At 62.5% G+C, this 24438-nt stretch carries 28 protein-coding genes; 12 read left to right on the top strand and 16 right to left on the bottom strand.

All coding sequences use genetic code 11. From position 1 onward, the window contains the following. Position 1: 1 nt before the first annotated feature. Together BLQ10_RS01915 and truB are read right to left on the bottom strand one after the other, a co-directional pair. Positions 2-355 (bottom strand): hypothetical protein, encoded by a 354-nt coding sequence (locus BLQ10_RS01915; protein WP_091557645.1) that lies wholly within the window; start codon positions 353-355, stop codon positions 2-4. Continuing rightward, a complete protein-coding gene (gene truB / locus BLQ10_RS01910; RefSeq protein WP_217635765.1) occupies positions 355-1350 on the bottom strand; it encodes a tRNA pseudouridine(55) synthase TruB in 996 nt (331 codons plus the stop codon). The genes BLQ10_RS01915 and truB overlap by 1 nt, the downstream gene beginning before the upstream one ends. 86 nt (positions 1351-1436) lie before the next feature. Between truB and BLQ10_RS01905 the strand changes: the two genes are divergently transcribed. The 4 genes from BLQ10_RS01905 (at position 1437) to BLQ10_RS22920 (ending at position 5110) form a co-directional block, all read left to right on the top strand. Continuing rightward, positions 1437-2651, top strand: coding sequence for a pyridoxal phosphate-dependent aminotransferase (locus tag BLQ10_RS01905; protein WP_091557644.1), 1215 nt, complete (start codon positions 1437-1439; stop codon positions 2649-2651). Positions 2652-2742: 91 nt separating this feature from the next. Next, positions 2743-2952: a hypothetical protein gene (locus BLQ10_RS01900; protein WP_091557641.1), complete on the top strand. Its 210-nt coding sequence runs from the start codon at positions 2743-2745 to the stop codon at positions 2950-2952. Between the two features lie 659 nt (positions 2953-3611). Then, entirely contained in the window at positions 3612-4751 is a 1140-nt protein-coding gene (locus BLQ10_RS01895; protein WP_091557640.1) for an aminopeptidase P family protein, read from the top strand. A gap of 116 nt (positions 4752-4867) precedes the next feature. Then, a complete protein-coding gene (locus tag BLQ10_RS22920; RefSeq protein WP_091557637.1) occupies positions 4868-5110 on the top strand; it encodes a GNAT family N-acetyltransferase in 243 nt (80 codons plus the stop codon). Between the two features lie 213 nt (positions 5111-5323). Here BLQ10_RS22920 and BLQ10_RS01885 read toward each other — a convergent pair whose 3' ends face one another. From BLQ10_RS01885 to arr, 3 genes are all read right to left on the bottom strand, one after another. Continuing rightward, complete coding sequence (locus BLQ10_RS01885; protein ID WP_091557635.1) at positions 5324-5983, bottom strand: dihydrofolate reductase family protein; 660 nt, start codon at positions 5981-5983, stop codon at positions 5324-5326. A gap of 189 nt (positions 5984-6172) precedes the next feature. Next, positions 6173-6613: a VOC family protein gene (locus tag BLQ10_RS01880; protein WP_091557632.1), complete on the bottom strand. Its 441-nt coding sequence runs from the start codon at positions 6611-6613 to the stop codon at positions 6173-6175. Between the two features lie 194 nt (positions 6614-6807). Further along, positions 6808-7218: an NAD(+)--rifampin ADP-ribosyltransferase gene (arr, locus tag BLQ10_RS01875; protein ID WP_091557629.1), complete on the bottom strand. Its 411-nt coding sequence runs from the start codon at positions 7216-7218 to the stop codon at positions 6808-6810. Positions 7219-8013: 795 nt separating this feature from the next. Between arr and BLQ10_RS01870 the strand changes: the two genes are divergently transcribed. Beyond that, positions 8014-8577 (top strand): dihydrofolate reductase family protein, encoded by a 564-nt coding sequence (locus BLQ10_RS01870; RefSeq protein WP_091557627.1) that lies wholly within the window; start codon positions 8014-8016, stop codon positions 8575-8577. A 156-nt stretch (positions 8578-8733) separates the two neighbouring features. On the opposite strand, the gene BLQ10_RS01865 is transcribed toward BLQ10_RS01870, so the two are convergent. From BLQ10_RS01865 to BLQ10_RS01840, 6 genes are all read right to left on the bottom strand, one after another. After that, entirely contained in the window at positions 8734-9123 is a 390-nt protein-coding gene (locus tag BLQ10_RS01865) for a hypothetical protein (RefSeq protein WP_091557625.1), read from the bottom strand. After that, positions 9120-9398: a hypothetical protein gene (locus BLQ10_RS01860; protein WP_091557622.1), complete on the bottom strand. Its 279-nt coding sequence runs from the start codon at positions 9396-9398 to the stop codon at positions 9120-9122. Before BLQ10_RS01860 ends, BLQ10_RS01865 begins: the two co-directional genes overlap by 4 nt. 103 nt (positions 9399-9501) lie before the next feature. Further along, entirely contained in the window at positions 9502-9741 is a 240-nt protein-coding gene (locus BLQ10_RS01855) for a hypothetical protein (RefSeq protein ID WP_091557620.1), read from the bottom strand. Positions 9742-9917: 176 nt separating this feature from the next. Beyond that, positions 9918-10382, bottom strand: coding sequence for a hypothetical protein (locus tag BLQ10_RS01850; RefSeq protein WP_091557617.1), 465 nt, complete (start codon positions 10380-10382; stop codon positions 9918-9920). Between the two features lie 265 nt (positions 10383-10647). Next, a complete protein-coding gene (locus tag BLQ10_RS01845; RefSeq protein WP_254785362.1) occupies positions 10648-11085 on the bottom strand; it encodes a GNAT family N-acetyltransferase in 438 nt (145 codons plus the stop codon). Between the two features lie 252 nt (positions 11086-11337). After that, positions 11338-11901, bottom strand: a complete 564-nt coding sequence (locus BLQ10_RS01840) for a dihydrofolate reductase family protein (RefSeq protein ID WP_091557611.1) — start codon at positions 11899-11901, stop codon at positions 11338-11340. A gap of 855 nt (positions 11902-12756) precedes the next feature. Here BLQ10_RS01840 and BLQ10_RS01835 point away from each other — a divergent pair. Then, a complete protein-coding gene (locus BLQ10_RS01835; protein ID WP_091557608.1) occupies positions 12757-13479 on the top strand; it encodes an AAA family ATPase in 723 nt (240 codons plus the stop codon). Between the two features lie 21 nt (positions 13480-13500). Here BLQ10_RS01835 and BLQ10_RS01830 read toward each other — a convergent pair whose 3' ends face one another. Continuing rightward, positions 13501-14064, bottom strand: coding sequence for a GNAT family N-acetyltransferase (locus BLQ10_RS01830; protein ID WP_091557950.1), 564 nt, complete (start codon positions 14062-14064; stop codon positions 13501-13503). Between the two features lie 351 nt (positions 14065-14415). Between BLQ10_RS01830 and BLQ10_RS01825 the strand changes: the two genes are divergently transcribed. Next, a complete protein-coding gene (locus tag BLQ10_RS01825; protein WP_091557606.1) occupies positions 14416-15063 on the top strand; it encodes a hypothetical protein in 648 nt (215 codons plus the stop codon). A 250-nt stretch (positions 15064-15313) separates the two neighbouring features. On the opposite strand, the gene BLQ10_RS01820 is transcribed toward BLQ10_RS01825, so the two are convergent. Next, positions 15314-16528, bottom strand: a complete 1215-nt coding sequence (locus BLQ10_RS01820; protein ID WP_139164161.1) for a virginiamycin B lyase family protein — start codon at positions 16526-16528, stop codon at positions 15314-15316. Between the two features lie 364 nt (positions 16529-16892). Here BLQ10_RS01820 and BLQ10_RS01815 point away from each other — a divergent pair, with 364 nt between their 5' ends. After that, entirely contained in the window at positions 16893-17516 is a 624-nt protein-coding gene (locus tag BLQ10_RS01815; protein WP_091557601.1) for a DNA topoisomerase subunit B, read from the top strand. A 30-nt stretch (positions 17517-17546) separates the two neighbouring features. Here the strand turns inward: BLQ10_RS01815 and BLQ10_RS01810 are convergent, their stop codons facing one another. Further along, complete coding sequence (locus BLQ10_RS01810; protein ID WP_091557598.1) at positions 17547-18251, bottom strand: alpha/beta hydrolase; 705 nt, start codon at positions 18249-18251, stop codon at positions 17547-17549. A 60-nt stretch (positions 18252-18311) separates the two neighbouring features. On the opposite strand from BLQ10_RS01810, the gene BLQ10_RS01805 reads away from it, so the two are divergent. From BLQ10_RS01805 to istB, 4 genes are all read left to right on the top strand, one after another. After that, positions 18312-18803, top strand: coding sequence for a GNAT family N-acetyltransferase (locus BLQ10_RS01805; protein WP_091557595.1), 492 nt, complete (start codon positions 18312-18314; stop codon positions 18801-18803). A gap of 341 nt (positions 18804-19144) precedes the next feature. After that, positions 19145-19714, top strand: coding sequence for a nucleotidyltransferase domain-containing protein (locus BLQ10_RS01800; RefSeq protein WP_091557593.1), 570 nt, complete (start codon positions 19145-19147; stop codon positions 19712-19714). A 401-nt stretch (positions 19715-20115) separates the two neighbouring features. Beyond that, entirely contained in the window at positions 20116-21792 is a 1677-nt protein-coding gene (istA, locus tag BLQ10_RS01790) for an IS21 family transposase (RefSeq protein WP_091557587.1), read from the top strand. After that, on the top strand, positions 21789-22607 hold the full coding sequence (gene istB, locus BLQ10_RS01785; RefSeq protein WP_091557586.1) for an IS21-like element helper ATPase IstB: 819 nt from the start codon (positions 21789-21791) through the stop codon (positions 22605-22607). Before istA ends, istB begins: the two co-directional genes overlap by 4 nt. A 61-nt stretch (positions 22608-22668) precedes the next feature. On the opposite strand, the gene BLQ10_RS01780 is transcribed toward istB, so the two are convergent. Both BLQ10_RS01780 and BLQ10_RS01775 read right to left on the bottom strand, forming a co-directional pair. After that, complete coding sequence (locus BLQ10_RS01780) at positions 22669-22962, bottom strand: hypothetical protein (protein ID WP_091557583.1); 294 nt, start codon at positions 22960-22962, stop codon at positions 22669-22671. An 84-nt stretch (positions 22963-23046) separates the two neighbouring features. Further along, positions 23047-23646, bottom strand: coding sequence for an MOSC domain-containing protein (locus BLQ10_RS01775; RefSeq protein WP_091557580.1), 600 nt, complete (start codon positions 23644-23646; stop codon positions 23047-23049). Positions 23647-24438 lie beyond the last annotated feature (792 nt).

The following is a 24438-nucleotide window of genomic DNA, read 5'->3' as shown; positions in this document are numbered from 1 at the left end:
CTCAATACCAGATCTGGTTCATGCGGGCCGCCATCACCAGCGCGGTGACGCCGACGGCGGCCAGGACGAAGTTGCTCCACCGGGTCCGTTCCAGGATGGACCAGTACACGGCGCCGATCGGGAGGATCAGCGCCGTCGCCAGATAGCCCCAGAACTCCCAGGACTCCCCCGCGATCCGCTCCCCGCTGGCCACCCGGACAATCGAGCCCACCAGATAGACCAGGAGGGCAAGCTCGACGGCGGCCACGGACAGTATCGTCGTGTCGTTGGGCGCCTTCTTCAGGATGCCCGCGGCGACGCAGATGATGCTGGACAGCAGACCCACCACAAGGATGATGTAGAAATACGCGTCCACTACTGCCCGGCCTGTTGTTCGGTGCCGCCTGTTTCGGTGCCGTGCTGTTTGGTGCCGCCCTTGTCGGAACCGCGCTTTTCATTGTCCGGGGCGAATACCAGCACAGGCTTGGCGTAGCTTCCCGCGTCGGCCAGGAGCGCCACGAACGTCCCGTCCGGCGCGAACGCCGCTGCCGGTTTGTCCGCAGTCGCTGCCTCCGGCGTGCCGGCCGCGGCGCCTGCGGCGACCCTGCGGCCGAAGGAAATCTCGGTGGTCTCCGCCTCGCTGAGTTCACGGTTCGGCATCAGCGCCCGGGCCGCGTCCGAGATCTCCAGGACGTCCAGCTTTTCCGCCAATTGTTCAAGGGTGTGTGCCTGGTCAAGGGTGTAGGGGCCCACTTGCGTCCTGCGCAGTGCCGTCAGGTGGCCGCCGACGCCGAGAGCCTCACCGAGGTCGCGCGCCAAGGCACGGATGTAAGTGCCCGAAGAGCACTCGACCGTGACATCGACGTCCAAGGCTTCCCTGTCTGCCTCAGCATCGCGCACGCGGCGGATCTGGTGGACCTCAAAGCGGTGGATCGTCACGGGACGGGCCGCGAGCTTGACCTCTTCACCGGACCGGACCCGGGCGTAGGCGCGTTCGCCGTTGACCTTGATGGCGCTGACACTGCTGGGAACCTGTTCGATTTCCCCGGTCAACTCGGCGACGCCGGCGCGGACGGCATCTTCGGTGACCCCGGCGGCGCTGCGGGTGGCGGTGACCTCACCTTCGGCGTCGTCCGTCACGGTGGATTCACCGAGCCTAATGGTGGCGGTGTATGTCTTGGAGGTGCCCACGATGTAGGTCAGCAGCCGGGTGGCTTTGTTGATGCCCACCACAAGAACGCCGGTGGCCATCGGATCAAGAGTCCCGGCGTGGCCGACCTTTCGGGTACCGGCGATCCGCCGCATCCGTCCAACCACATCGTGGCTGGTCCAGCCTTGCGGCTTGTCCACTATCACCAGTCCAGAAAGCACGCCTCCCAGTATATGCGGGCCGGCCCTGCCCCAACGCCCAGCGCCCTCACCGCCCACCGCGGACTCCGGGCGTTAGGATGGCACACATGCCCGAGCTTGCCGCACATGTCCGCGACGTCCCGATCAACCAGATCCGCGAGATCACCGAAGCCGCCTGGGGAACGCCCGGTGCGATCGTGCTCAGCATCGGGGAGCCAGGCTTTGCGGTCCCCCGCCACGTCCTCGAGGCCGGGATGGCCTGCCTCGACCGGGACGAGACCAACTACACACCGAACGCCGGGATCCCGGCACTGCGGGAAGCCTTCGCCGCCCGCTTCCGCGAACTCAACGCGACGCCGGTCGGCGCTGAGCGCGTCTATGTGGTCGACGGCGCCCAGCAGGGCCTGCACTTCGCCATGAGCCTCTTGCTCTCCCCCGGCGACGAGATCCTCATTCCCAACCCCGGCTACCCCACCTTCGCGATGACGAGCAGCCTGCTGCACGCCGTTCCCGTCCGCTATCCGCTGTACCCGGAGCACGATTTCCAGCCGCGGATCGAGGACATCGAGGCGCTCATCACGCCGCGGACCAAGGTTTTGATCCTGAATTCTCCGTCCAACCCGCTTGGCGCCGTCCTGGGCGAGGACCTGACGCGCGGCCTCGTGGAACTGGCCAGGCGGCACGACCTGTGGGTCATCTCCGACGAATGCTACGAGGCGTTCACCTACGATGTCCCGCACGTCAGCCCGGCCCGCTTCGACAGCGACGTTCCGGGTGAAGCGCGCGTGTTCACTTCGCTCACGCTCTCCAAGACCTACGGACTGACGGGTCTGCGGATCGGCGCGCTGATCTGCCCGCCCGGGCTGGAGCAGAAGATGAATAACGTCATGGAGTCGATCGTGTCGTGTGTGGCCTCGCCGTCGCAGTACGCCGCGCTGGCGGCGTTGACCGGTCCGCAGGACTACGTCAGCCACGCCCACGCCCACTACCTGGCAAACCGCGACGCAGCCTCGGCCGTTCTGCGCTCCCACGGCATCCCGTACCTCGCGGCCCAAGGAGCGTTCTATCTGTGGGCGGACGTCTCCCACGCCAGCGGAGGGGATGTCCGGGCATGGACGCGCCGCTTCCTGGCGGACTCCGGCGTGGCCTTCGCCCCCGGCACGGCGTTCGGCTCCATCGGCGAGGGCTGGATCCGCATTGCGCTCTGTGGAAACCAGGCCGATCTCGTGGAGGGCCTCCTGCGTATCCCGGCACGCGGGCCGGCAGCGGGCCCCGACGGGTCCACCGGCCCTATCGCCGGTCCTGCTGGCGCCCTAGCCTGAGCACACGGCGCTCCCAGACTGGCCCGCTATTCTGGCTTCGGGCTGTCCTGGCTCGTCCGGGCGCCGTGGATTCCGGCCAAGGGAGTACATCGTGTGGTGGCAAGACCTGCTGTGGGGGTTCTGGAATGGGCTGACGGCATGGATCGTCCTGATCGCCCATGTCTTCGGGGCCTGGAGCGAGTTCCCGTTCTACAACTCCGCCCGCGCGGGGAACTGGTATGACTTCGGCTACCTCCTCGGCATGGGATCTCCCGTGCTGGGCGGTGGGCTGGGAGCCCGGGGACGCTCCAGACGCCGCTAGGGCATTTCGAGCCGGCATTTAGCGGCAATGTTTCGCCAGCGCACTGCCATGATCTGCCGTCACTTTCAGAAGCGGACTGCACGGAATGTCAGAAGTCGTCTGCACTGCACGACTAGCTCGAGGACGGCGTCCATGCTGCGTTCGCAGCGCAGCACAACGGACTTCCAGCGGACGGGGTCGCGCTCGACTCACTTCGAAGGCTCGAGGACGAATTCCTGAACTCCAAAGCATCATCGACGCTCCGGCGGTTGGCCTCTGTTCCTGGAGGCACTACCGCCAACTGCTTCAAGGACAGATCCGCGGCAATCACATGCCAGATGTGCATTGCTATGCAGGCACCCGGAGCATTCTGGTCCCCCGCTATCAGCAATGGCCCAGCCGCCTTCAGTATCGTGCAGAACCTGGAGCGCCGGACGGGCTCCTTCCACCGGTGATCCTCACGGTCGTCGCGACGGCGGTTGCGTGGGCGAGGTCGCTCTCGGTCTCGTCGGGCATGGGCAGCATGGTGCGGCCACTGGAGCGGGACTCGTTATCGACGAAGGGGTCGACGACACAGTGCTCGGCGTAGTCCAGCCCGCGACGGGTGATTCCATAGTTACTGGAGCGGCTGTCCGGGCGATGGGTTGACCAGTGATGCCCCGCGCACGAAAATGCGAACCATGAGTGATCATCGCAGCCTTTCCGAGCCGGCTCCGTTCACCGCCGATGACTTCGCCAAGCGGTTGCGGCGAGCAGCCCACGCCGCCCAAGATGCCGGGCTCGACGGCATCCTGGTCACTCCCGGACCGGACCTGCTGTACCTCACCGGGTATGCACCCGTGGCCATCACTGAACGCATCACCATGCTCGTTATCCCCGTCGACGCGGAGCCCGCCATGATCGTTCCGAGGCTCGAGAGGCCCGACGCGGAAGCGGCCGCCGGCGCCTCGATTCTGCGGATCACCGACTGGACCGACGGGAGCGACCCCTACACGGAATCTGCGACGCTGATGGCCGGCACCGGACGTTATGCCGTCTCTGACTCGGCCTGGGCCATGCACCTCCTCGGCCTGCAGGATCGACTGCCCAAGTCGTCCTACGTCTCGATGACGACCGCCCTGCCGATGCTTCGGGCGATCAAGGATGACGACGAGATCGAGCGGCTGGCGGCGGCCGGCGCGGCCGCAGACCAGGCGTACGAGGAGATCGTCACCGTGCGGTTCGCTGGGCGCAGCGAGACCGACGTCGGCTCTGATCTCGCCGACCTACTTCGCCAATTCGGTCATTCGCAGGTGGACTTCACCGTCGTCGGTTCGGGTCCGAACGGCGCCAACCCTCACCACGAGATCGGCCCGCGGATCATCGAGGACGGCGACATGGTGGTGCTCGACTTCGGCGGCCTCAAACACGGCTACGGATCAGACACGACGCGGACCGTGCACGTCGGCGAACCCACCGCCGAGGAGCGCGAGGTTCACGACGTCGTCAGACACGCACAGCAGGCCGGGTTCGAGGCCGTGCGGCCAGGCGTCGAGTGCCAGGAGATCGATCGCGTGTCCCGGGCGGTGATCACTGAAGCCGGCTACGGCGACTACTTCATTCACCGCGTCGGGCACGGAATCGGACTGACGACTCACGAGCCGCCGTACATGGTCGAGGGCGAAACCCAGATCCTCCACCCCGGCATGTGCTTTTCGATCGAACCCGGAATCTACCTGCCGGGCAGGTTCGGCGTACGGATCGAGGACATAGTGACGGTCGTTCCCGACGGCGGACGGCGACTCAACCAGACCTCGCACGAGATGAGAATCGTCCACTAGTTAGCCGACGTGGTCCACGATCTGACGTGGACCCGGAACGAGATCGCTCCGGAGAGTCCTCAGGAGCGATCTCGTTTTGGGTAGCGGCCACGGCCCAGACGCGCCCGTTGTAGCGCGTGGACGTTTTGGGCCATATCGGGTACGGCATCCGGCCCTCTGCGAGAGGCCGTGGCCTTGCAACGCAGGCTCTCCGAGAAATGATCGCTCTGGGACGCGACCGCGGCCCGGGCCGCGTTCTGTTGGTGTGCTTCGCTGGCAACCACGCCTCTGTGAAAACCATCGAACGGTGTGGTGGAGTCCTGGAGAGTGCCGTCCGGACTGGCAGCGGCGAGGTCCTGCGGTACTGGATCGAGGTCTAGAGCCGTCCTTCGTTTGCGAGAAGGACAACCACCGAAAGCGCAACGGGTCAGTCTGGCGTGAAGTTCGGACACGACCGGACGAGGTATGGCAAACACTGCTTCCTTGACGTGGATCGCGGACACGGTTCATGAGACGCAGCGCGCCTAAGGGGGCCAGGTCGACGGCGAGCGTCTCGTGGAAGGTCGTCCACGGGCGATCGCTCCCAAGTCGGCCTACGGGGCCGTGCGACGAGTGAAGATCAGATGGAGAACTCCGCGTGGAGATGCGGTCGCTTCGATTTCAAAGCGTTGTTCGAGTCCTTCGAGTCCGTTCCAGAGCCGTTCGCCCCGGCCCAGGACGATCGGCACGAGGACGATGTGCATGTGGTCGATCAGATCAGCCTCGAGGAACTGTCGAATCGTGCTGACGCCGCCACCGATCCGGACGTCGAGGTCGCCGGCCAAGGCGCGAGCCTGCTTGAGCGCGGAGACGGGGTCGGCGTCAACGAAATGGAAGGTTGTTCCGCCTTCCATCTCGAGTACCGGCCGAGGATGGTGTGTCAGAACAACGACAGGGGTGTGGAAGACAGGGTTATCGCCCCACCATCCCTTCCATTCCTCGTCCTCCCAGGGACCGCGTTGAGGGCCGAACTTGTTGCGCCCCATGATCTCCACGCCGATCCCGGGCCCCCACTTGCTGGCGAACGCCTCGTCGACGCCGAAAGACCCCTCCGACTCCCCGGGGATGCCCATCTCGCGGAAAGTGCGCGTCTCGATGGCCCACTCCATTAGCCGTGAGCCTGCGTGACCGAACGGAGCATCGAGTTGCTGGCCCTCGCCGGTGCCGAAGCCATCGAGGGAGACCGAGAAGTTATGCACGCGGACGAGGGACATGTCATCTCCTGAAGTGCTTGTCGTTGGCAATCACTTTAGGGTGATCGAACCCAACGACTCAAGACCGACGATGGAAGAATCAAGCCGCGATGTACACGGAACCGCGTAGCGGATGCCCCATCGATGCGGCGCTCGAGGTCCTCTTGCTGAAGAAGAGCCCTAACCAGGGACACCACGCCGATCCGGCCGTCAGTTCTTCGTCTTCAGTTCCTCGGCGAGCATCACGATGATGCCGCTGGGACCACGAACGTACGTGAGTTTGTAGACGTCCTCGTAGGTCGCCACGCCGCGTAGCGGCCGGCAGCCGTGCCTCGCGGCGATCTCAAGGGCTTCGTCTATGTCGTCGACTGAGAAGGCGACGCGGTGCATGCCAATCTCGTTGGGACGAGTGGGGCTCGACTCAATTGCTTCGGGATGGATGTACTCGAAGAGCTCAATGCGACCGTGACCGTCTGGTGTTTGGAGCATCGCAATTTTGGCATGGTTGCCATCAAGGCCCACGGCAGTATCGGTCCACTCACCACTGACCGTGTCACGGCCGACGACCGTGAGACCGAGGTCGGTGAAAAAGGCGATCGTTGCTTCGAGGTCGCGAACGGCGATGCCGACGTTCTCTAGTTTAATGGCCATGCATTGCACGCTACCGAGTCGGGCCGATTAGCTCCAGTGGGGAGCTGGGACTCAATCGAACAAGCCCCGTGGGCAATCAGGGCAACGGTAGTTCTGTCATGGGCCAAATCCGAGCTGACGGCGGCGAACCCTGATGCGGTCGCCCTCTCAGGGGTCCGCTTACGTTCTATGCCCTTGAAGGAGCGTGATCCTCGTCAGTTGATGATTTCGCCTCGCTCGTCCGCGCGGAGTGCTGCCAGGCGTTCTTTCCACGCCTGTAGCGCCTCGGGCGCCTGTCGTGTCCAATCGGTGACTTCGCCGACGACCCTGAGCGGGGCACTGCTGCGATATGACCGGGTGGGGTTGCCGGGGAATTTCTTGTCGGTCACGTTCGGGTCGTCCTCGAATGCCCCGGTCGGCTCGACGGCGTAGACGCGCGGAGCGCCGTCACCCGTCGCGAGTTCCGCAGCGAGTCCCGCACCGTTCGGAAGAGCGGTGAAATAGATGTGATTCATCACGACTTCGGGACGGTAGTTCGACCTGAAGCCCGCCCTAAGGAGATCACCGTCCCGGAGGTTGGCTTTCGTGCCGTGAAAGAACGGACCCTCGTCCAGCGGTTGGCTCACAGCTACAGCCTAAGCCGACGCCTCCCGGTGCGGGGAGGGTTTCGAGTTGTTCGACCTCCAGCCCGTGAAGGTTCGCAATCCCTTGGGTTCTGAGGGCTTCGAACCCGCCGAACTTATTCGCGTTGTTATGACTGAAAACCGTAACGGTGTCCGGGAGGTCGAGCGCGATCATCTCGACGATGCCCGGCGCGAACTCCCTGTGCGGGTAGCCGCGGATCCCTGGCACGCTCGCTTCGTCATAAAGGCGTGCGAAAAGTCTGCCTCGATACATCAGTAGGCGCCAGGCCCGGGAGACTTCCTCCTGAAGATACCCACAAGGACTCACTTTCGTTGGGACGGCCGATCGATTCAAGTCGACCATGGCTGGTCTGGGAGTTATCGATACCCTCCCTGGATCCACATACTGAGCACCTCCGATTCTGTCGCAAGCCGACTGGAAACCATGCTGCGACCCGCCTGCTGGAGACCCACGGCGATGCAGCCTCCCAGCCTGCTGAATCCAGTCCTGTCCGGAGGTCCATGTGCATCTGGTCATTCACCCATCCATGTGCCCGCACGTGAGCCGTGCATTACGTGGAGGCCCGCCGAAGCATCAAGACCGACTTTCGCGTACATCACGCTGCCCGTAAGCCGATCCTTCACCGGGCAGCTCAGTTGAAACGCGGACCGAAGGCTATGGCATCCAGATCATGGGCAGTTACGGTGGCTCCATGAGGGACAGGATGCTGCCGATCATATGCGGGACGACAGAGTTCACTGACGCCCTCGACCACTGCGAGACGGAAGGCTGGCGCCGTGCGGAAACTGATCTACGGCATGAATCTGACCCTGGACGGCTACATCGCCGCGGCCGGCGACGACATCGGCTGGAGCGGGCCGAGCGACGAACTGTTCCAGTGGTGGCTTGACCAGGAGCGGGCTAGCAGCCTATCGCTGTACGGCCGCAAGCTCTGGGAGACCATGAGCTCCTACTGGCCGACCGGCGACCAGCAGCCCAACGCCACCCCGGCGGAGATCGAGTTCGCGCGGAATTGGCGGGACTCGCCGAAGGTGGTGTTCTCCTCGACGATCGACAAGGTCGACTGGAACACCCGCCTGGTCACCGGCGACGCGATCGCCGAGATCACCCGGCTCAAGGCCGGGGACGGCGGCCCGATGAGCGTCGGCGGCGCAACGCTCGCCGGGGCGGCCATGCGGGCCGGGCTGATCGACGAGTACGCGCTAGCCACCCATCCGGTCCTGGTGGGCGGCGGTACTCCGTTCTTCACCTCGCTGGACAGCTGGGTGAACCTGAACCTGGTGGAGACGCGGACGTTTCCCGGTGGCGTGGTCCTGACCAGGTACGAGACGAGGCGCTGAGCGCGATTCCTCCGCGCGGTTGGGGAAGCCCGTAAGCCGAACCCTTAATGGGACGCTTATAGCTCGCGAGCCGTGTTTAGCTGTGACTGTTAGCGGTGTAAGTGGCGGCTAAATCGCAGCTCTGATTGGCATTGTCGCCGTCCCGGTTGGGGGACCTTAGCGGGCTCGTGAGCTCCGGGCTGGCTGGAAGTAATCGGTCAGGAATCCAGCCAAGGTACCGGCAAGGATCACCACGAGCCCCGGCCAGAGCGTGATCGGGCCGACATACTCTCGAATGTCGACTCTGAAGAGGATTGCGAGGAGGATCACGAAGAGAATGTAGGCGATCGCCAATACTCCCCCGATGATCACGATGGCGCTTCCCCGGGTCCGCCTCTTCTTCCTGGGGAACTGCTTCGCGTAGTCCTCGGCTGTGCCGAATTCAGCGTTAGCTGGATTCTCTGAGGCGGCCTCATGCGCCCGCACCTCGTCGAGTACTCCGGCGATCTCGGGTTCGGACAACCCACGCATTCTGAGGTTGAAGGTCAGGTGCCGCTCGTAGCTCATGCGTTTGCTCCGTGTGAGTCCTTGGCCCGTCGGCGTGAGGCCAGCACTCCGTAGAACGCGGTCGCGACGAGGACAAATGTTATGAGAACTGACGCATTAACGACGAGTGAGAGTTCCATTTGGTGAGGCAAGAGCATGGTCATGTCCCACCCCGCATTGTCGGCGCGAGTGATGAAGTCCGTGTCGATCGGATTCCACAGGATGGCCGCGGCGCTTGTTGCCGCCAAGGCGCAGAGGCTGAGGACAAGGTGGACGACGGACAGGACCGGTGGCATTCCAGTTTCATTGGTCGGACGATTGTCCATTGCTTCCCCCGTTTTGTCTCGATGATGGCCGTTGGAGCCACTGTCATTACGCTGCCCGTGACCCGGAGCGACGTCAGCCGGGCTGGCCGCCTCGATAGGCTTGGAGCGCGCCCTCGCTGATCCACGTTCTGGTCAGGAAAGCGTCCAGAACGCAAAAAACGGCGAAGGTCGTCCAGAAAATCCATTTGGGTGCGAGGACCGCAAACACCAGTGCCATGACTGCAATCACGATGCCGGCAGAACCATAGCCATAGATTCGGCGTTCAGAGGTCGCAAATCGTGCCTCTTGCATCTCGCGAAAGTAGTTCAGCATCAGTCCTCCAATGTTCGAACCGGAGCCTACAGCACTGGTTGCACCAAACAGGGCCATTACATGCGTGCCAAATACCGCAGCGATTCACAGCCCTTGTGGCGCCGGGAACTCCTGAAGTCCCGGGCGAGCCATCCCCTGTCCCATTAATCGATCCTTTGCCGGGCGGGGAAAGCGAGTCAGGCAGATCCGGATTCCAGAACTTCCCGAGCACGAAAATGAACAAATCCATTGTCCAGTTCACCGGACTGAAAGCTCTTTCGGAGTTGGGCGAAGGACAGCCGTTGCTTGCAATACCCGGTCATCGCACTCACAAGCCGCTGAACTTCCGCGGCACGACCCTCGTCGTCCAAGTCGAAGTCTAAGCTGAACGCCTGACGCACTTCATACACGCCGGCTACCGGGGAGAACCCTTCCAGCGAGAACACCAATCGGCATTCGTTCGCGTTCTTCGCCCTCCGATCTTCATTGAGCATGAACAGTTCAACGCCACACATCAATGAGAACCTCGTCCCGTGTCTTGACTCCAAGGTGTAGATCCAGGCCATCTCGGAGCCTTCAATGATCCAGCTAGACCCATGCCTTGCTGCGCCGGCCTTCGACATGGCGTCGCGTACCAACCTCCGAAACTCTGCCACAGTCATTGCCTGTCCTCCCCATCACACGACAAATACGACTACGGTTTAGAACCAAGTGCCGAATGTTCCTGCCGGAGCGGTCCTCGTGCGAGAAATCGTATACCTGAGACGCTACTGCCGACTGTGTAGACGACAATGAAGGATGTCCCTCAGATTCGCGGTATAGGGACCAAGAGCAGGAGCAGGACATTGACGTACTCGCGGGGCTGTCAGAGGGTCCCTGGCACTTCGAAGTTCCGTAAGCCGATCCCTCACCGTACCCCGTCGCATCTCAGGGACGGACCATCCTGATTTCTGGCAGCTCGCTCCAGTCAGGCGGCAACAGCTTGCGCGCCCCGTCTGGACTGAACCCGGACTTTTGGTAAAAGGCTCTGGCACGCGGATTGTCTTCAAGCACCCAGAGGTAAGCCGGAGTATCGCCGATGGCGGCTTCTATAAGTTGGGCGCCAAGACCCGAACCGTGGGTCCGGCTCAAGGTATAGATCATATAAAGCTCCGGGATCCCCGCCATATCAGGGTCTCTTCCCGGGCCCGCGTCTGCCACTCCCACTACTGCTCCGACCTCGTCATGGGCCACGAGCCGGGGGTCTTTGCTATCCAAGAAAGGCCTACGCTGATTCACACGTTCCGTAATACTGTTTCGGCGGTTGGCAAAGAACTGCGATGGGAGCAAGTGTCCGTAGGACTCCTCGTGGGCAGCCGTGTGCATCCTGACTATGGCTTCGGCGTCAGCGGGCGTAGCCTGGCGAATCCTGTAGGGCATTCGTTCAGACTAACGAAATAACGTCACGCCTGCTATGAGGACGCCCAACCGCCCAGAGCGCCCGTAAGTCGATCCCTTATCGGACGGATCGTCTGCGGTGAAGAACAAAATCCGGCAGGAACGTCACGATCGCCTCGGAACACAGCGCCAGGAGATCCTTGGGTGGCCGAGCCCGCGCGCTGATTCGACGTCGGGCACTCAGCGCCGGGTCTCGTACCTGGTAAGGACCACACCGTCGGGAAACGTCCGGGTCTCCACCAAGCTCAGGTTCACCCAGTTGTCCAGGGCTGTGAAGAACGGCGTGCCGCCGCCCACCAGCACCGGATGGGTGACGATCGCGTACTCGTCGATCAGCCCGGCCCGCATGGCCGCCGCGGCGAGTGTAGCACCGCCGATGTCCATGGAGGCGCCGTCGTCGGCCTTGAGCCGGGTGATCTCGGTGACCGCGTCGCCGGTGACCAGGCGGGTGTTCCAGTCGACCGTGCTGGTCGTCGAGGAGAACACCACCTTTGGCATGTCCCGCCAGCGGCGGGCGAACTCGATCTGCGCCGGTGTGGCGCCAGGCTGCTGGTCGGCGGTCGGCCAGTGGGAGCTCATCGTCTCCCACAGTTTGCGCCCGTACAGCGCCAGCCCGGTCGCCCCCACCCGGTCGGACCACCATTGGAACAGCTCGTCGCTCGGTACGCTCCAGCCGAGGTCGTCGCCGGGCGCGGCGATGTAGCCGTCCAGGCTCAGGTTCATGCCGAAGGTCAGTTTGCGCATGGCGCCAGTCTCCCGTGAGTCGGTATTCGTTGTACAGACCAGCACGGCGCGGAAAAGTCATCGGTCAGGGCCACACCGAGAGCCCGTTGACCACCACGCCAAGCAGATGCTCCGTTCGGAAAGGATCGGCTTACGGGCGCGTTGGGTGCATGACTGACGACATCGCACACCCTGCCCGATAGAGTTCCGGTCATGGCTCGAACCGTGGGACAACCCACCAAGCCGGAGTTATCTGGGTCGCGGTTGCTTGTACGCTGATCATCACCGGTCAACTCTTTACGATCAGCGGCACTCCCGGCGCCCACATAGTGTCGTGGGTACTCATCGCCTGCACGGTTCTTCTCTTTATCACCGTAGTAGTCTCGTACCTTCGCAAGGCTAGAGGCCCAAGCTCTCCGCCCGATTGAACCCAGAGCGTCCTCCCTCTGCCGGGCTGTGGCAAACCGGCCAGGCTCAAAGTCCTGTCCGGTAAGCCGATCTCTCACCGGACATTGCGGGCGCTGGTTCGCGATCACGATGTCGCCCCGCTTTAGCCCAGTTGTATTGTGCAGCTCTTGCCCGCTTCCCATCACCTAGTCCGGCCGTACCCCCGCGGCGTGGGGACCAAGACCAGGAGCAGGACATTGCCGTACTCGCAGGGCTGGCAGAGGATCATTGGTGCCTCGAAGTCCCGTATGCCGATCCTTTACCGGACGCCATGGGAGTCCGGGGAACCCCGGCTGTCGGGCACGATTGAACACACGGTGATGGGAGAGAGCTGGTTCTCCATGGTTCGAAGGGTGGTGGTGCCCGGAGGGAGCCTTCGATGGTTCGGGGTATTTGTTGGACCAGTGGAGTGAGTTGCAACAATGGGGGATGCCTTCGCATAACTTTCCGATCAGGCGGGTGGCCGAAGACCCTGCCCACCGTCTTGACCGCCGTCGGTGGCCGGGCGTCCTGGCCCCTGTCGCGCAGGTTCTTGACCACGGACTCGACCTGACTTCGGCAACTATCTTCGTCGGGGAAAACGGGTCGGGTAAATCAACTCTCGTGGAAGCCATCGCGCTGGCCTATGGCTTATCTCCGGAAGGCGGATCTACAGGAGCCCGGCACAGCACCAGATCTTCCGAATCCGTTCTCGCCGATCACCTCCAACTCGTTAGGAATGCCGGCGCCACACGACGCGGCTATTTCCTGCGCGCGGAAACCATGCACGGCTTCTTCACCTACCTTGAGACGAACCCGAGCACATCGGGTCCGGACATCTCGTTCCACGACCTGTCACACGGAGAATCGTTCTTGGAACTGGCGGTGGATCGTTTCCGGGGACGCGGATTGTGGGTTCTTGACGAACCGGAGTCGGCGCTCTCCTTCGCGGGATGCCTCAGCCTCCTCGCGGTCCTGAAAGATCTCCTTGCCGAAGGCTCCTCCCAGGTCATCATGTCCACCCACTCCCCGGTCCTCGCAGCTCTCCCCGGCGCGCAGATTCTCGAAGTCGGCGCGTGGGGACTCCGGCAGCGGACTTGGTCCGACCTCGACCTGATTTCCAACTGGCGGTCGTTCTTGGACTCGCCTGAAAGATACCTGCGTCACTTGTAGGGGTGCCCGGTGAGGGATCCCTTAGCGGACGCCAACAGGTCCAGCGTTGCGCTTCAAGGCCAGCGTCATAAGCACTTCGTCTCTATCGCCTCCGGGTAACCGGAGGGCTTCTGGCCATCGTCCGATTTCGCGCCACCCGCACGACTGGTAGAAGCCCTCGAGACCCATACCCGCCCGCACTTCGAGGCGCAGCTGTTCCAGTGAGAGATCCTCGGTCGCTGCCCTGGACACCTCCTCCATGAGCGCACGCCCGACGCCGCAGTTCCGGAAATTTAGGGCTGTCTGGACCCGAAGCACCCGAGCCCAATGGGCTGTTAGTTCACTCGAATTGCCGGCCAAGAGCAGCCAACCGGCCAGCTCGCCATCCATCGTGGCGATCAGGATGCGATTCACTTCCAAGTCCAATGACCGGACCATGGCGTCAATCGAAGGTAAGACGTGCTCATCAGAAACCGGCGGGAAGGGAAAGCCCACCGCGCCCCCGGCGTTGGATACGTCCCGCCAGCACTCCAGAAGCTGATTCCGCACGCGGGGCCCGACCATCGCCGGAGTTGTCAGCCACGACATTTGAAGCACTTCAGTCATCCTCATAGTCTTCCAGAGGAAAATTTGCCCGTAAGCCGATCCTTTACCGGGACACTAACTAACCTCCGCCAGACGATTCGCGTTGGCCGGCCGTGTAGTCTGAGGTCTTCGAACTGGGGGGACATATGGTTTATGAGTCCAACGCTCGATCTTTGCTTCTGGCGGCGGGGTCGCTGATGACCGCGCCGGGCTCCGGATCTACCTTCAGTATTCAGCTTTGGTTTCCTGATAAAGGAGCCTTGCACCATCGGCCCCTCCATTGACCCCGCGGCCGTGGAAAACCTTGATCGGACGCCGAGCAGCGGCTCGGACTGTCAACGCCCAAGAATGCCAGGAGTGAAGCTCCCGAGAATGACTCTCCAAGAAGACGCCACGTCGACCGCGGCACGTAACCGTGCGCGGACCTCTATCTGGCTGGCAATAGCATGGCTTCTGGTGGCGGCTTGTCTCGGCCTGATGTCCTGGACACTGCTCCAGCTTGATTCGGCGGACGTCTATATCCTTCTCGCTCCGGACATCAACGCCATAACGCTGGGAACCGCTACGGCCTTCCTGGCGATAGTGCCCGCCGCCGCCGGCGTGCATCTACTGGTACGAAGTGCAGTTCTCAGAACTCGACAAGCCTGGGCAGCTCGGGTCGTAAGAGCATCCGGATGGGTGGCCGGGATCTGCATCGGTCTGGTGTTTTCATACTTGGCCTTGATGCTGCTGTTAATCACTCCAGTGGCCGCCTACACGCTGCACTCCCCGACTGACGGAAGAAGCGTGCTGATCGTCAATAGAACAGTTCTCATAGCGGGAGGATTTAGTATCTACGAGCCCCGAGAGTGGCCCACTTATACGGCAGTAGCATCGCTGATCACCAACAACGCGTACGACCCATTCCGCGCTGGGACATATCGGGCGGTGTGGACCGATGCGGGGCTGGACCTGGAGTTTGTCGGTGACTACATGAAGCCGGACACATACGATCACAAATTTATTGAGATCCGGCGCTAACCAGTGCGCCACACCGTCCAGTCGAACGTGTGCAGCGTCTGGCCCGCAAGAGGATCGATCACCGTGCTATCAATATCCGCCGATGCAGCTGTCAGTTTCTGAAGCCCTCTGCGCACCCTTGCCTGCGACCGAACTGCCCATCCGAAGATGGTGAAAGGGTGGCGTGGGCCCGCGGATAGCTGTGGCTACGGTTTACTGTCCGGGTTTTCCACATCAGCTTGGGACAACCGGTTAAGCCCGCTCGGCCAGATCACTTGCTTTGGCCTGCATCGGCGTGCCCGCTCCAGATACCTGCGCTGTGGTGATCGGCGGGGTGTTCCTCTGACCCGCTGGCGCGGTCGCGAAGGGACGCCATTCGCCGGCGCTGCGTGGCCACGATGAGCAGGGCGATGACGAGAGCTGCCGCTCCGGCCGTTCCAGCGATTCCGGCCGGGGAGCTCCACGGGGTTGTCGCCGCGTCGCCGGGTCGGGTCGCGGCGGATACCGGTGCTGAGGCTGGGGCGGGGGCCGAAGCCGCAACTGCAGCGGCGGTGGCGTAGCGGGCCACGGAACCGTTTCCCCTGCCGCTGCCCGGGGTCGTCACGATGATGGTCCCGTCCGGAGCTACCGCAAGGTGACCGGGGTTGCTCTCCGTTGGGATCGAGGGACCCGCTGTTCTGGCCCCCGGCGGTATTACGGACAGGGCGGGACGTAGGGCGCTGGCCACGTAAAGGGTCCCGTCCGGCCCGACGGCGGCCTCCGTGGGTCCGCCCGGGACATCGACGCGGTAGGCCACGGTGTCGGCGCCCGGCTTGATGACAGCGACATCATTGGAACTGATGTTGGTGACATAGATGGTCCCGTCCGGGCCGGCGGCGATCCCGTGGGGGTTCTCTGTCCTCCCGGGCGTGGAGCTGACCTGGATGGTCCGCGAGACGGTGTTCGCCCCGGCCGGGATCACCGAGACCGTCCCGCCGTACTGGTTCGTCACGAACGCGGTGCCGTCCTTCGTGACCGCCACTTCCACCGGGCCGGCCCCGACCGTGACAATGCGGTCCACCGCCGATCCATTGGGTGCGATGACCGACACAGTGCCCTCGGCAGGGTTCGGAACGAAGACCGTCCCATCGGGTCCGGCGGCAATCAGATGGTTCCCATCCGACACCGGAATGCTCCGTACGACACCCGCCGCCCCGGCCGGGATGACACCCACCACTGCCTCACCCGGGGCACTGTCCTGCTGTGCCACGTACAACGTGCCGTCCGGGGCCAATGCGATCCCGGAGACATTGATACCCGTACTGAGAGTGCGCGAAGGCCGGGACGCTCCCGGCGGTATCACCCGAATCCCGCCGGCGCCGTAATCGCCCACGTACGCTGTGCCATCAGCACCAACCACTACCCCGAGGGGTGTCCCGCCGACGTCGAGAATCTCCGCAGGAGCCGCCACGGCCGGTGCCGCCCCCAGGAAAAGGACCGCCGTCACCGCTGCGGCAGTCCTCAGACTTTGATGCTTCACGCTTTTCTACCCCCATAGACGTGGCACCACACAGCGCCGCAGTGTCATTGCATGGAGCTTACTCCAGCCACCGGCGACTTTCGGCCCTACGGAATCCGGGCAGCTAGTCCGTCGGTGTGCGGAAACACCGCCCGCTCAAGGATCCCCTTGCGGGCAGCGCACGGCGCCAAATAGCGCCGCAAAAAGACCGCCATTTACCGCCGAAAGTCACACAGCACCTGCACGGGACGTAGCGGCGCGTTTCCTGGGCACGGTGATCGACCGGCTTACGGTGCACATCAACCGGCGTTTCAGCGGAGTGCGGCGAGGGCGGCTTGCAATACTGATCCGCATGGAAAAATCGAGGGACCACTGGAAGATCACCACGCACGACTGGTCCCAGCAGGTAGATCGCGATCATCTTGCGGAAATTCGGAGACAAGCAGAAATGTACGCGCCGCAGGGGACTCTCCACCTCGTGCTTGAAGTGCTTGCCTATGCCCAGGACGAAGCCGAACACCATGGCAGGCCAGCTCATATCACGATCGCAGTTCACTCCGATGGATCGGTGTCCGTCGCGGACAATGGGCGCGGAACTGATACACGCATCGACGACAAAGGCCAGACGATCCGAAAGCCAGTGATGGCCACCAAAGACATTCGGTTCTTCGATTCCCGAGAGACTGTCGTGCTATCGGACGGGCTGCCGCGTCGCGGGATGTCGGTTGTCGCTTCCCTCAGCACTTGGCTAACGCATACGAACCGCCGGCTAAATGGTTCCTGGACCCAGCGCTACGAGCATGGCATCCCAGTAACGGACCTAACCGACATTCCCGACGACGGCACGACCGGAACGACCGTACATTTCCTGCCAGACGCGGTGTTCGTCAAGCCCAACCACGTCACGATGGGCGAGCTCCGCCATTTGGCTAAACCTTCGGTCGCCTCGCTCACAATTGGAATCCGAGAAGAGTAGGAGAACAACGCTGTATCGCAGAGGGATCCTTTACCGGTCGGTGTTCAACCCCACACCTCCCGGCTTCGGCAGTGAGGCCCGAATCTCCATGATTAGTCTGGTCAGCCGCCCTGGTTGGCTGATGAAGGGTGAATGGCTTGAATTTAAGCTGAAGACTTTTGTACATCGGGCGGCCATTCTTTCTTGAAGGGCAGGGCTGAGCGCTCTGTCCTGCTCGCAATGGATGTAAGTGCTCTCGGTGGTTTTCCAGGCGATGTGGCTGGGTACACCGCGGCCGTGACCGGGTTGCTGGGGTACGAGGAGCGACGTGGCCCATGAGCTGTCGTCGGGAGAGCAATCTGCGTACAAAACTTCGTGAGCCCGATCCGTCTGAATGCTGGTGGACCCGTCGTCGTTGTGACGGATGGCGTCGTTGACCAGCGCCGCGGGCCCGCCCAACAAGGCGCTGCTCTCATCCGCCGCTGGAACGAAAGCAGCAACATAGAGGAGATGCCTTATTCGCTCCAGTCCAGTGATGACTGATCCGCCGTAAGAATGGCCGAGGACGACCGGCGGTCGCAAACATCCATCGACCGTCTTTTGTACAGCTGCCGTGTCAGCAGCCAGTGAACCTCGATGCAGACGAGGAACATGGACATTGACGCCCAGGCGTGACAATTCGGCCACCAACTGATCGAAGTGTGCCGGCTGGTGCCACAGACCATGAGCGATTACTACTTCAGTCTGCTGATTCATCCGGCAAGCCTATGTCCCACAACCCGATCCTTCACCGGGCGTCGTGGGTAGGCTACAAAGATGCGCTACAGAATTCGCCAAACGACGCCAGCAGATGCTGAAGCCGTAGTCCGGATGCACACCGCTGCACACGAGGAATGCTACGGTCACCTGCTCCCGTCGACTTTCTTTGCCAGCCACCGGGACAGCATTGCCGAACGTATAGACCAGCGCCGCATGTTCCTGGCGAGTGAAGATCCCCGGCTCGTAGCCCATGATGAGGCCGGCGAAGTGGTGGGGCTGGCCGATGCTGGCCCGGCACGGGACCCGGAAATGCTCGGCATCCCGGAGCTCTATAGGATCTATACCCTGAGCCATACCCACGGTTCCGGTCTCGGTACCCAACTTTTGGAGGCCGCCATCGGCGACACTCCGGCCTACCTCTGGGTACTTGAGGGCAACCGGCGTGCTAGAGCCTTCTACCGAAAGTCAGGGTTCAGTCCGGACGGAGCGCGCAAGGTACAGGCGTGGGACGTGGATGAGCTGCCAGAGATAAGAATGGTCCGCTCATAAAAAATCCCGAAGTCGAGAAATTCTCCAAAGTTGTGGAAACCCGTCGGACGTTGCCCGCTAAAAGAATCCATTGGGCATGACGGCGGTTGGTTGACGCCTTCCCGTAAGGCGCTGGGTGTCCAGAGCGTCCGGTAGGAGATCGTTGAGCGGACACGAAGGTGCGGATTCGCGAAGAATGACCGCCTGGTTGCATGGTGTCCCACTGGCTGGAACCGTAACGATTTTCCCCCATAGTGGCCGCCATGGGTCCCGTAAGACCAATCCGTATCAGGGGCGCTGCGATGGCAAGGGACTCAGTTCTGGCAAAGACGCGAGACGGACGCCGGAGATAGCATTTTGGCATGTCAGAAATCTCCATCAGCGGTTTACAGTTGGCTGCAATCTCGGAAATGGTAGATGTTGCCCGAAGCCTGGGTAGTGAGATTTGGCTACGTGGCGGATGGGCAATGGACTTTTACCTTGGTCGACTCACCCGTGAACACCTCGATGTCGATTGGTATGTCTGGGATAGCGAGATGCCCCTCATTGCCAACGCACTTGTCGCCCGGGGCTGGACCGACATGGGGCAGCACCCGGCTGAACAGCAGCGCGATCTTGCGAAGGGACCCGTGGAATTTGGGATCGCCCCGATAGCCCGCGCGGCTGACGGTCGAGTGGTGGTTGGTGGAGGCCCTTGGCGGAATGCGGCATTGCCCAAGGACATACTTGCCAACGCCCTCGAGTGCCGACTTGGAGGGGTTCAATGCGCTGTTATCAGTCCCGCCGCTCAAATTGAGATCAAGCACATGATGCCAACCTGGGTTCCGGGACTTCCGCGACGGTCGAAAGACGCGGCAGACATTGACTTTCTTGCCGAAGAAGTGGCGCGGCGGCTTGAGCCGGACGATGCTGGGCGCTGGACGTGGCCATAAGTGGATCCCCTACCGGGCCCGTCCTACCGAATAGGCATATTGTCGGTGCCTTGATGCAGCTTCTTCGAGGTTGTCAGCACTTCCTGACCACGGAGGACGACTCTGTCGCCGATGCGAACCATCCCAGTACGGATGGGGTGGGCCTGCAATCCGAGATTCGTATTGTGGTGTGTGCCGAGCAGTTTGAGGGTTTTCGGTTCGGCAGTGACTCCATGTTGAGGCTGGTCGACCATTACGCAACGGGGCATGCCGTGGTGACTATGACAGGTTTGGATGGCCCCGGCAGGACGGCTATTTCTGGCCCCACTTCGTGACTCGCCGGGCAATTGTGACGGTCATATGTGGCCCCGCCTTCAACGTTGGATTCATCAGTGGATGGATGCGGCGGAAGGCTGGTCTGGATGGAGTCGAGAGTGGAGTTGTTCGCGCTGATCCGAAGGGATGCCCGGGTCGAGGGCCTCTCGGTCCGCGCTCTGGCGGCCCGACATAAGGTGCATCGAAGAACGGTGCGGCAGGCTCTGGAATCCGCCTCCCCTCCGGGACGTAAACCGAGACAAGGTGTGGCTTGGCGATTGGAACCGTTCAAAGCGGCGATCGACGCCATGCTGACCGAGGACACGACGGCGCCGCGGAAGCAGCGCCATACCGCCCGCAGGATTCTGGCCCGACTCATTGAGGAGCACGGAGCCAAGGATCTATCGTATTCGACGGTGCGAGACTACGTGCGGGTCCGGCGGGCGCAGATAGATGTTGAAGCCGGCCGCCGGGTGGAAGTGTTTGTCCCGCAGGAACACGCGCCGGGCGCGGAGGCCGAGGTGGACTTCGGGGAACTCTGGGTCGTCCTGAATGGGGTGAAGACCAAGTGCCACATGTTCGTCTTTCGGCTCTCCCACTCCGGCAAGGCCATCCACCGGATCTACCCGACGCAAGCCCAGGAAGCATTCCTGGAAGGCCACATCGAGGCGTTCAACGAGATCGGTGGCGTGCCGGTCCGGCATATACGCTATGACAACCTCACCAGCGCGGTCACCGCGGTGGTGTTCGGGCAGGGCCGGCAGCGCCAGGAGAACGACCGGTGGGTTCTGTTCCGCTCCCACTACGGCTTCGACCCCTTCTACTGCCAGCCCGGCATCGCCGGGGCTCACGAAAAAGGCGGCGTCGAAGGAGAAGTCGGCTGGTTCCGCCGCAACCGACTCTCCCCAATGCCCGTCGCTGAATCCCTGGATGAGCTAAACGACCGTATCCGGGAATGGGAAGCGCAGGACGATGCCCGGCGGATCAATGACAGGATCCGCACCATCGGCCAGGACCTCGCCGCCGAACAACCGTTTCTGGCCCCACTGCCGGCAGAGGTCTTCGACCCGGGCCTGGTCCTGAACCCGAGGGTGGACCGGTCGTCGATGATCACGGTGCGGATGGTGAAATACTCCGTCCCGGCCGGGTTCATCGGCAGGAAAGTCCGGGTGTCCCTGCGGGCGTCCGAGGTCGTGGTGTTCGACGGCCGAGCGGTGGTCGCCAGACATCCGCGGATGGTTGCCAAACACGGACAGTCAGTCCAGCTGGATCATTATCTGGAGGTCCTCAAAACGAAACCCGGCGCGCTGCCCGGTTCGACCGCCCTGGCCCGGGCCCGGGAGTCCGGGGCGTTCACCAACGCCCATGAAGCGTTCTGGGCCGCCGCCCGCAGGATCAACGGCGACGCGGAGGGCACGCGTGAACTCATTGACGTCCTGCTGCTCCACCGATCAATGGAGGCCGGCGACGTTCGGGCAGGGATCACCGCAGCCTTGGGAGTCGGTGCCGTCAGTGCCGATGTCGTCGCAGTCGAAGCCCGCAGACACGCAACGATTTCGTCCCGGGGTGGGTCCGGTTCGGACCGTCATCCCGGCGCTCACGATGAAGTCAATGTGCAACGGGTTGTCAGTCTCACCCAGCGCCGGCTCATGGACCCGGCCGCCGTCATCGCAGGGCTCCCGCCGGACACACGGCCCCTGCCATCGGTCAGCGCCTACGACGAGCTGCTGGCCAAACGCACCGAACACCCCGCAGGAAAAGCGTCGAAGGAGAACATCTCATGAGTCCCACCGCACCGGCCACCACCATCACGCCGACCCTGCGCCGGCGGCGCGGCCTGACCGAACAGGCCGCCGTCGCTGCCGTGGACCAGGCCTGCCGCCGGCTCCGCCTGCCCACGGTCCGGGCAGTCCTGGACGAAGCCCTGACCGCCGCCGGCAAAGAACAACTCAGCTATCAGGGGTTCCTGGCCGAGCTGCTGCTGGCCGAGTGCGATGACCGGGACCGGCGCTCCTCCATCCGCCGCGTCAAAGCCGCCAACTTCCCCCGGGACAAATGGCTCGGGGATTTCGATTTCGATGCGAACCCGAACATCAACCCGGCGACCATCCACACCCTGGCAACCGGGGACTGGATCCGCAAAGGCGCGCCCTTGTGCCTGATCGGTGACTCCGGTACCGGCAAATCCCACCTGCTCATCGGGCTGGGGACCGCCGCGGCCGAGAAGGGCTACCGGGTCAAATACACGCTTGCGACCCGGCTCGTGAACGAACTCGTCGAAGCCGCCGATGAGAAAGTCCTCGCCAAGACCATCGCCCGCTACGGTCGGGTGGATCTGCTCTGCATCGACGAGCTTGGCTACATGGAACTGGACCGTCGCGGCGCCGAGCTCCTCTTCCAGGTCCTCACGGAGCGAGAGGAGAAAAATTCCATCGCCATCGCCTCAAACGAATCGTTCTCCGGTTGGACCAAAACCTTCACGGACCCGCGCCTGTGCGCCGCGATCGTGGACCGGCTGACCTTCAATGGCGCCATCATCGAAACTGGCACCGACTCCTACCGCCTGGCCCACACCATCGCCCAACAAACAGCAGGATAGCCATGAGTTCCTCATATCAAGATGCCAATGCGGCCCACCGCAGTTGGTTTTTCGGCCAGCGTCAAAGCGCCCGTCCCCGTCGGTCCCAATCGTCCCTCTTGGTCTCTTCGGCTTCCCAAAAATGGCCATCATGATGTCGAACGTGCAAAAGGAACCCTAGGAACGCCACCCCTAAGATCAACCCTGCGAGGAATAGGTAATCCCCCAAATCCCAAACACTTCCAGAGAAGAGATTCCTAACGACGATGACCAGCTGCAGCGCCGTCCACATCGACCACAGGACAAACTGAACGCGAAAGCCGCCGCGTGTAATCTTGGGTTGCAGCCTTTTCGAAAGTTCCTCAGCGTCGCTCATGTGCCGAGGCTACAAGCCACGGTCATTCTTGGGAACAGGACAAGCTCACCACGGCTTCGCATCGCAGTCAGGGTGGGGCCAGTTTCAAATGCCCTCCTGGGGCCAGAAAAGCTTGACACGATCACCGTGGCCAAGTTGTACGCGGACCTCGTCTCCGATGACCAGTTCGGCGCCGATCCAATTATCTTCCTGGAAGACCGGTTCGGTTCCGGTGTCGATGACGAGGTTGGCTCGGAATCGACGTTCGTCCACCGGTAGTCCTGACAGGCCGGCAAGCGCTTCCAGGGAGGACGTTGCCACCAGGTGCAGTGGTGTCTCATCGTGGTGCTGGATTTTTGTTTCGTGGCGCAATTTCAGTTGCTGGCCGAAGCCCTCGGAGAGCGCTTGCGAGGCTGCGGCATCATCGGCGCGATACTGTACGCCGTCTGGGCTCACAAGTATTGGGACGTCATGTTCGTCTTCTACGCGGGAGGACCATTGCATCAGCCCAGGGACGGGACGAAAACGCCGGGTGCGTTTTCCGCTGGCGATGCCTCCGTCTTCGGTGTAGATGGCCCACTTGCGATCGTGCTGCAGCCCACCCGCTGTCACGTGGGCGATGCGCAGCGCCTGACCGGCGGTCGACTTGACGGGATAGCGGTACAACGCTCGGATTGTTCCGATTAGTATTCCCTCGTGTGTCATTCTGGCATCCCTCAGCGTGCGTTTCCGCGAATGCGAGCAGCTTCCGGAACTGGGGCTATCCACGGGAGTGTATATGCAGCCATTTGCGTGTCTCGGCCAGGCTTAGGAGCCTTGCTTCTGGCGGTCCTGGTTGGGGCTGGTCACCAGCGTCGAGGGGCCGGGATAGAAAGTCTTCCTCGAAGGGCTGCAGGCCCAGAGCCTCGCAGTACCGGATCAACATCGGAAGATTGAATCGATCGGTGACGCGTCGCCGGGAGTAGGCGCCCGGCTCCTCGAAGTCCTGCTCAGTCCCGGTTGTGGTGAAGTGCCAGCGGGCACCGTCCTGGACCAAGCTTATTTCGCGCACGTAGTTGAGGAAGTGAGTGCTCAGCGGCCCGAACATGGAGAACTGGACTGCCCCGTAGGGAGCAGGAGAGTAGGGTTCGATGAAGGGAATGGAACAGACGACAAGACCCTGGCACTTCAACGCAGAGGACAGGTGCATCACCGTCGGTATTGGGTCCCCGCCGCGAATGCAGCAGTCAAGGATGGCGGTCCATTCCGGGTTGTCTGTGGCTATGAGTAATTCCCGAGGGTAGACCGCGGCGGTAAGGGGTTCAAGGCGAAGGACGTTTTCTGCGAGGCCGCCAGGAAGGGACGTCTCGTTGGCGCTGCCGTGGATCTCGGTCCGCCAGCCCGCCAGCGCCTTGGAAGCCTCATGTAGAGGGACGCGCAGGAAACCGATTCACCACGGGAGAGGAGTGTACTTGTCATCCAGCAGCGTCATTTGTCTCCATCCTCCTTATCTAACTG

Source organism: Arthrobacter sp. ok362 (assembly GCF_900102785.1).
Lineage (GTDB): Bacteria > Actinomycetota > Actinomycetes > Actinomycetales > Micrococcaceae > Arthrobacter.
The sequence above is the reverse complement of the archived record's forward strand: the minus strand, read 5'-3'. Positions and strand labels throughout refer to the sequence as shown.

Coding starts and splice junctions, on each gene's coding strand:
- BLQ10_RS01835 (WP_091557608.1), top strand. CDS start 12,757: ATGCCTTCGCATAACTTTCCGATCAGGCGGGTGGCCGAAGACCCTGCC.
- BLQ10_RS01865 (WP_091557625.1), bottom strand. CDS start 9,123: ATGAGCTACGAGCGGCACCTGACCTTCAACCTCAGAATGCGTGGGTTG.
- BLQ10_RS01805 (WP_091557595.1), top strand. CDS start 18,312: ATGCGCTACAGAATTCGCCAAACGACGCCAGCAGATGCTGAAGCCGTA.
- BLQ10_RS01810 (WP_091557598.1), bottom strand. CDS start 18,251: ATGAATCAGCAGACTGAAGTAGTAATCGCTCATGGTCTGTGGCACCAG.
- BLQ10_RS01830 (WP_091557950.1), bottom strand. CDS start 14,064: ATGACTGAAGTGCTTCAAATGTCGTGGCTGACAACTCCGGCGATGGTC.
- BLQ10_RS01840 (WP_091557611.1), bottom strand. CDS start 11,901: ATGCGCAAACTGACCTTCGGCATGAACCTGAGCCTGGACGGCTACATC.
- BLQ10_RS01885 (WP_091557635.1), bottom strand. CDS start 5,983: ATGTCCCTCGTCCGCGTGCATAACTTCTCGGTCTCCCTCGATGGCTTC.
- BLQ10_RS01775 (WP_091557580.1), bottom strand. CDS start 23,646: ATGACACACGAGGGAATACTAATCGGAACAATCCGAGCGTTGTACCGC.
- BLQ10_RS01780 (WP_091557583.1), bottom strand. CDS start 22,962: ATGAGCGACGCTGAGGAACTTTCGAAAAGGCTGCAACCCAAGATTACA.
- BLQ10_RS01800 (WP_091557593.1), top strand. CDS start 19,145: ATGTCAGAAATCTCCATCAGCGGTTTACAGTTGGCTGCAATCTCGGAA.
- BLQ10_RS01860 (WP_091557622.1), bottom strand. CDS start 9,398: ATGCCACCGGTCCTGTCCGTCGTCCACCTTGTCCTCAGCCTCTGCGCC.
- BLQ10_RS01850 (WP_091557617.1), bottom strand. CDS start 10,382: ATGACTGTGGCAGAGTTTCGGAGGTTGGTACGCGACGCCATGTCGAAG.
- BLQ10_RS01825 (WP_091557606.1), top strand. CDS start 14,416: ATGACTCTCCAAGAAGACGCCACGTCGACCGCGGCACGTAACCGTGCG.
- BLQ10_RS01845 (WP_254785362.1), bottom strand. CDS start 11,085: ATGCACACGGCTGCCCACGAGGAGTCCTACGGACACTTGCTCCCATCG.
- BLQ10_RS01880 (WP_091557632.1), bottom strand. CDS start 6,613: ATGGCCATTAAACTAGAGAACGTCGGCATCGCCGTTCGCGACCTCGAA.
- istA (WP_091557587.1), top strand. CDS start 20,116: ATGGAGTCGAGAGTGGAGTTGTTCGCGCTGATCCGAAGGGATGCCCGG.
- BLQ10_RS01855 (WP_091557620.1), bottom strand. CDS start 9,741: ATGCTGAACTACTTTCGCGAGATGCAAGAGGCACGATTTGCGACCTCT.
- istB (WP_091557586.1), top strand. CDS start 21,789: ATGAGTCCCACCGCACCGGCCACCACCATCACGCCGACCCTGCGCCGG.
- BLQ10_RS01815 (WP_091557601.1), top strand. CDS start 16,893: ATGGAAAAATCGAGGGACCACTGGAAGATCACCACGCACGACTGGTCC.
- BLQ10_RS01895 (WP_091557640.1), top strand. CDS start 3,612: ATGAGTGATCATCGCAGCCTTTCCGAGCCGGCTCCGTTCACCGCCGAT.
- BLQ10_RS01905 (WP_091557644.1), top strand. CDS start 1,437: ATGCCCGAGCTTGCCGCACATGTCCGCGACGTCCCGATCAACCAGATC.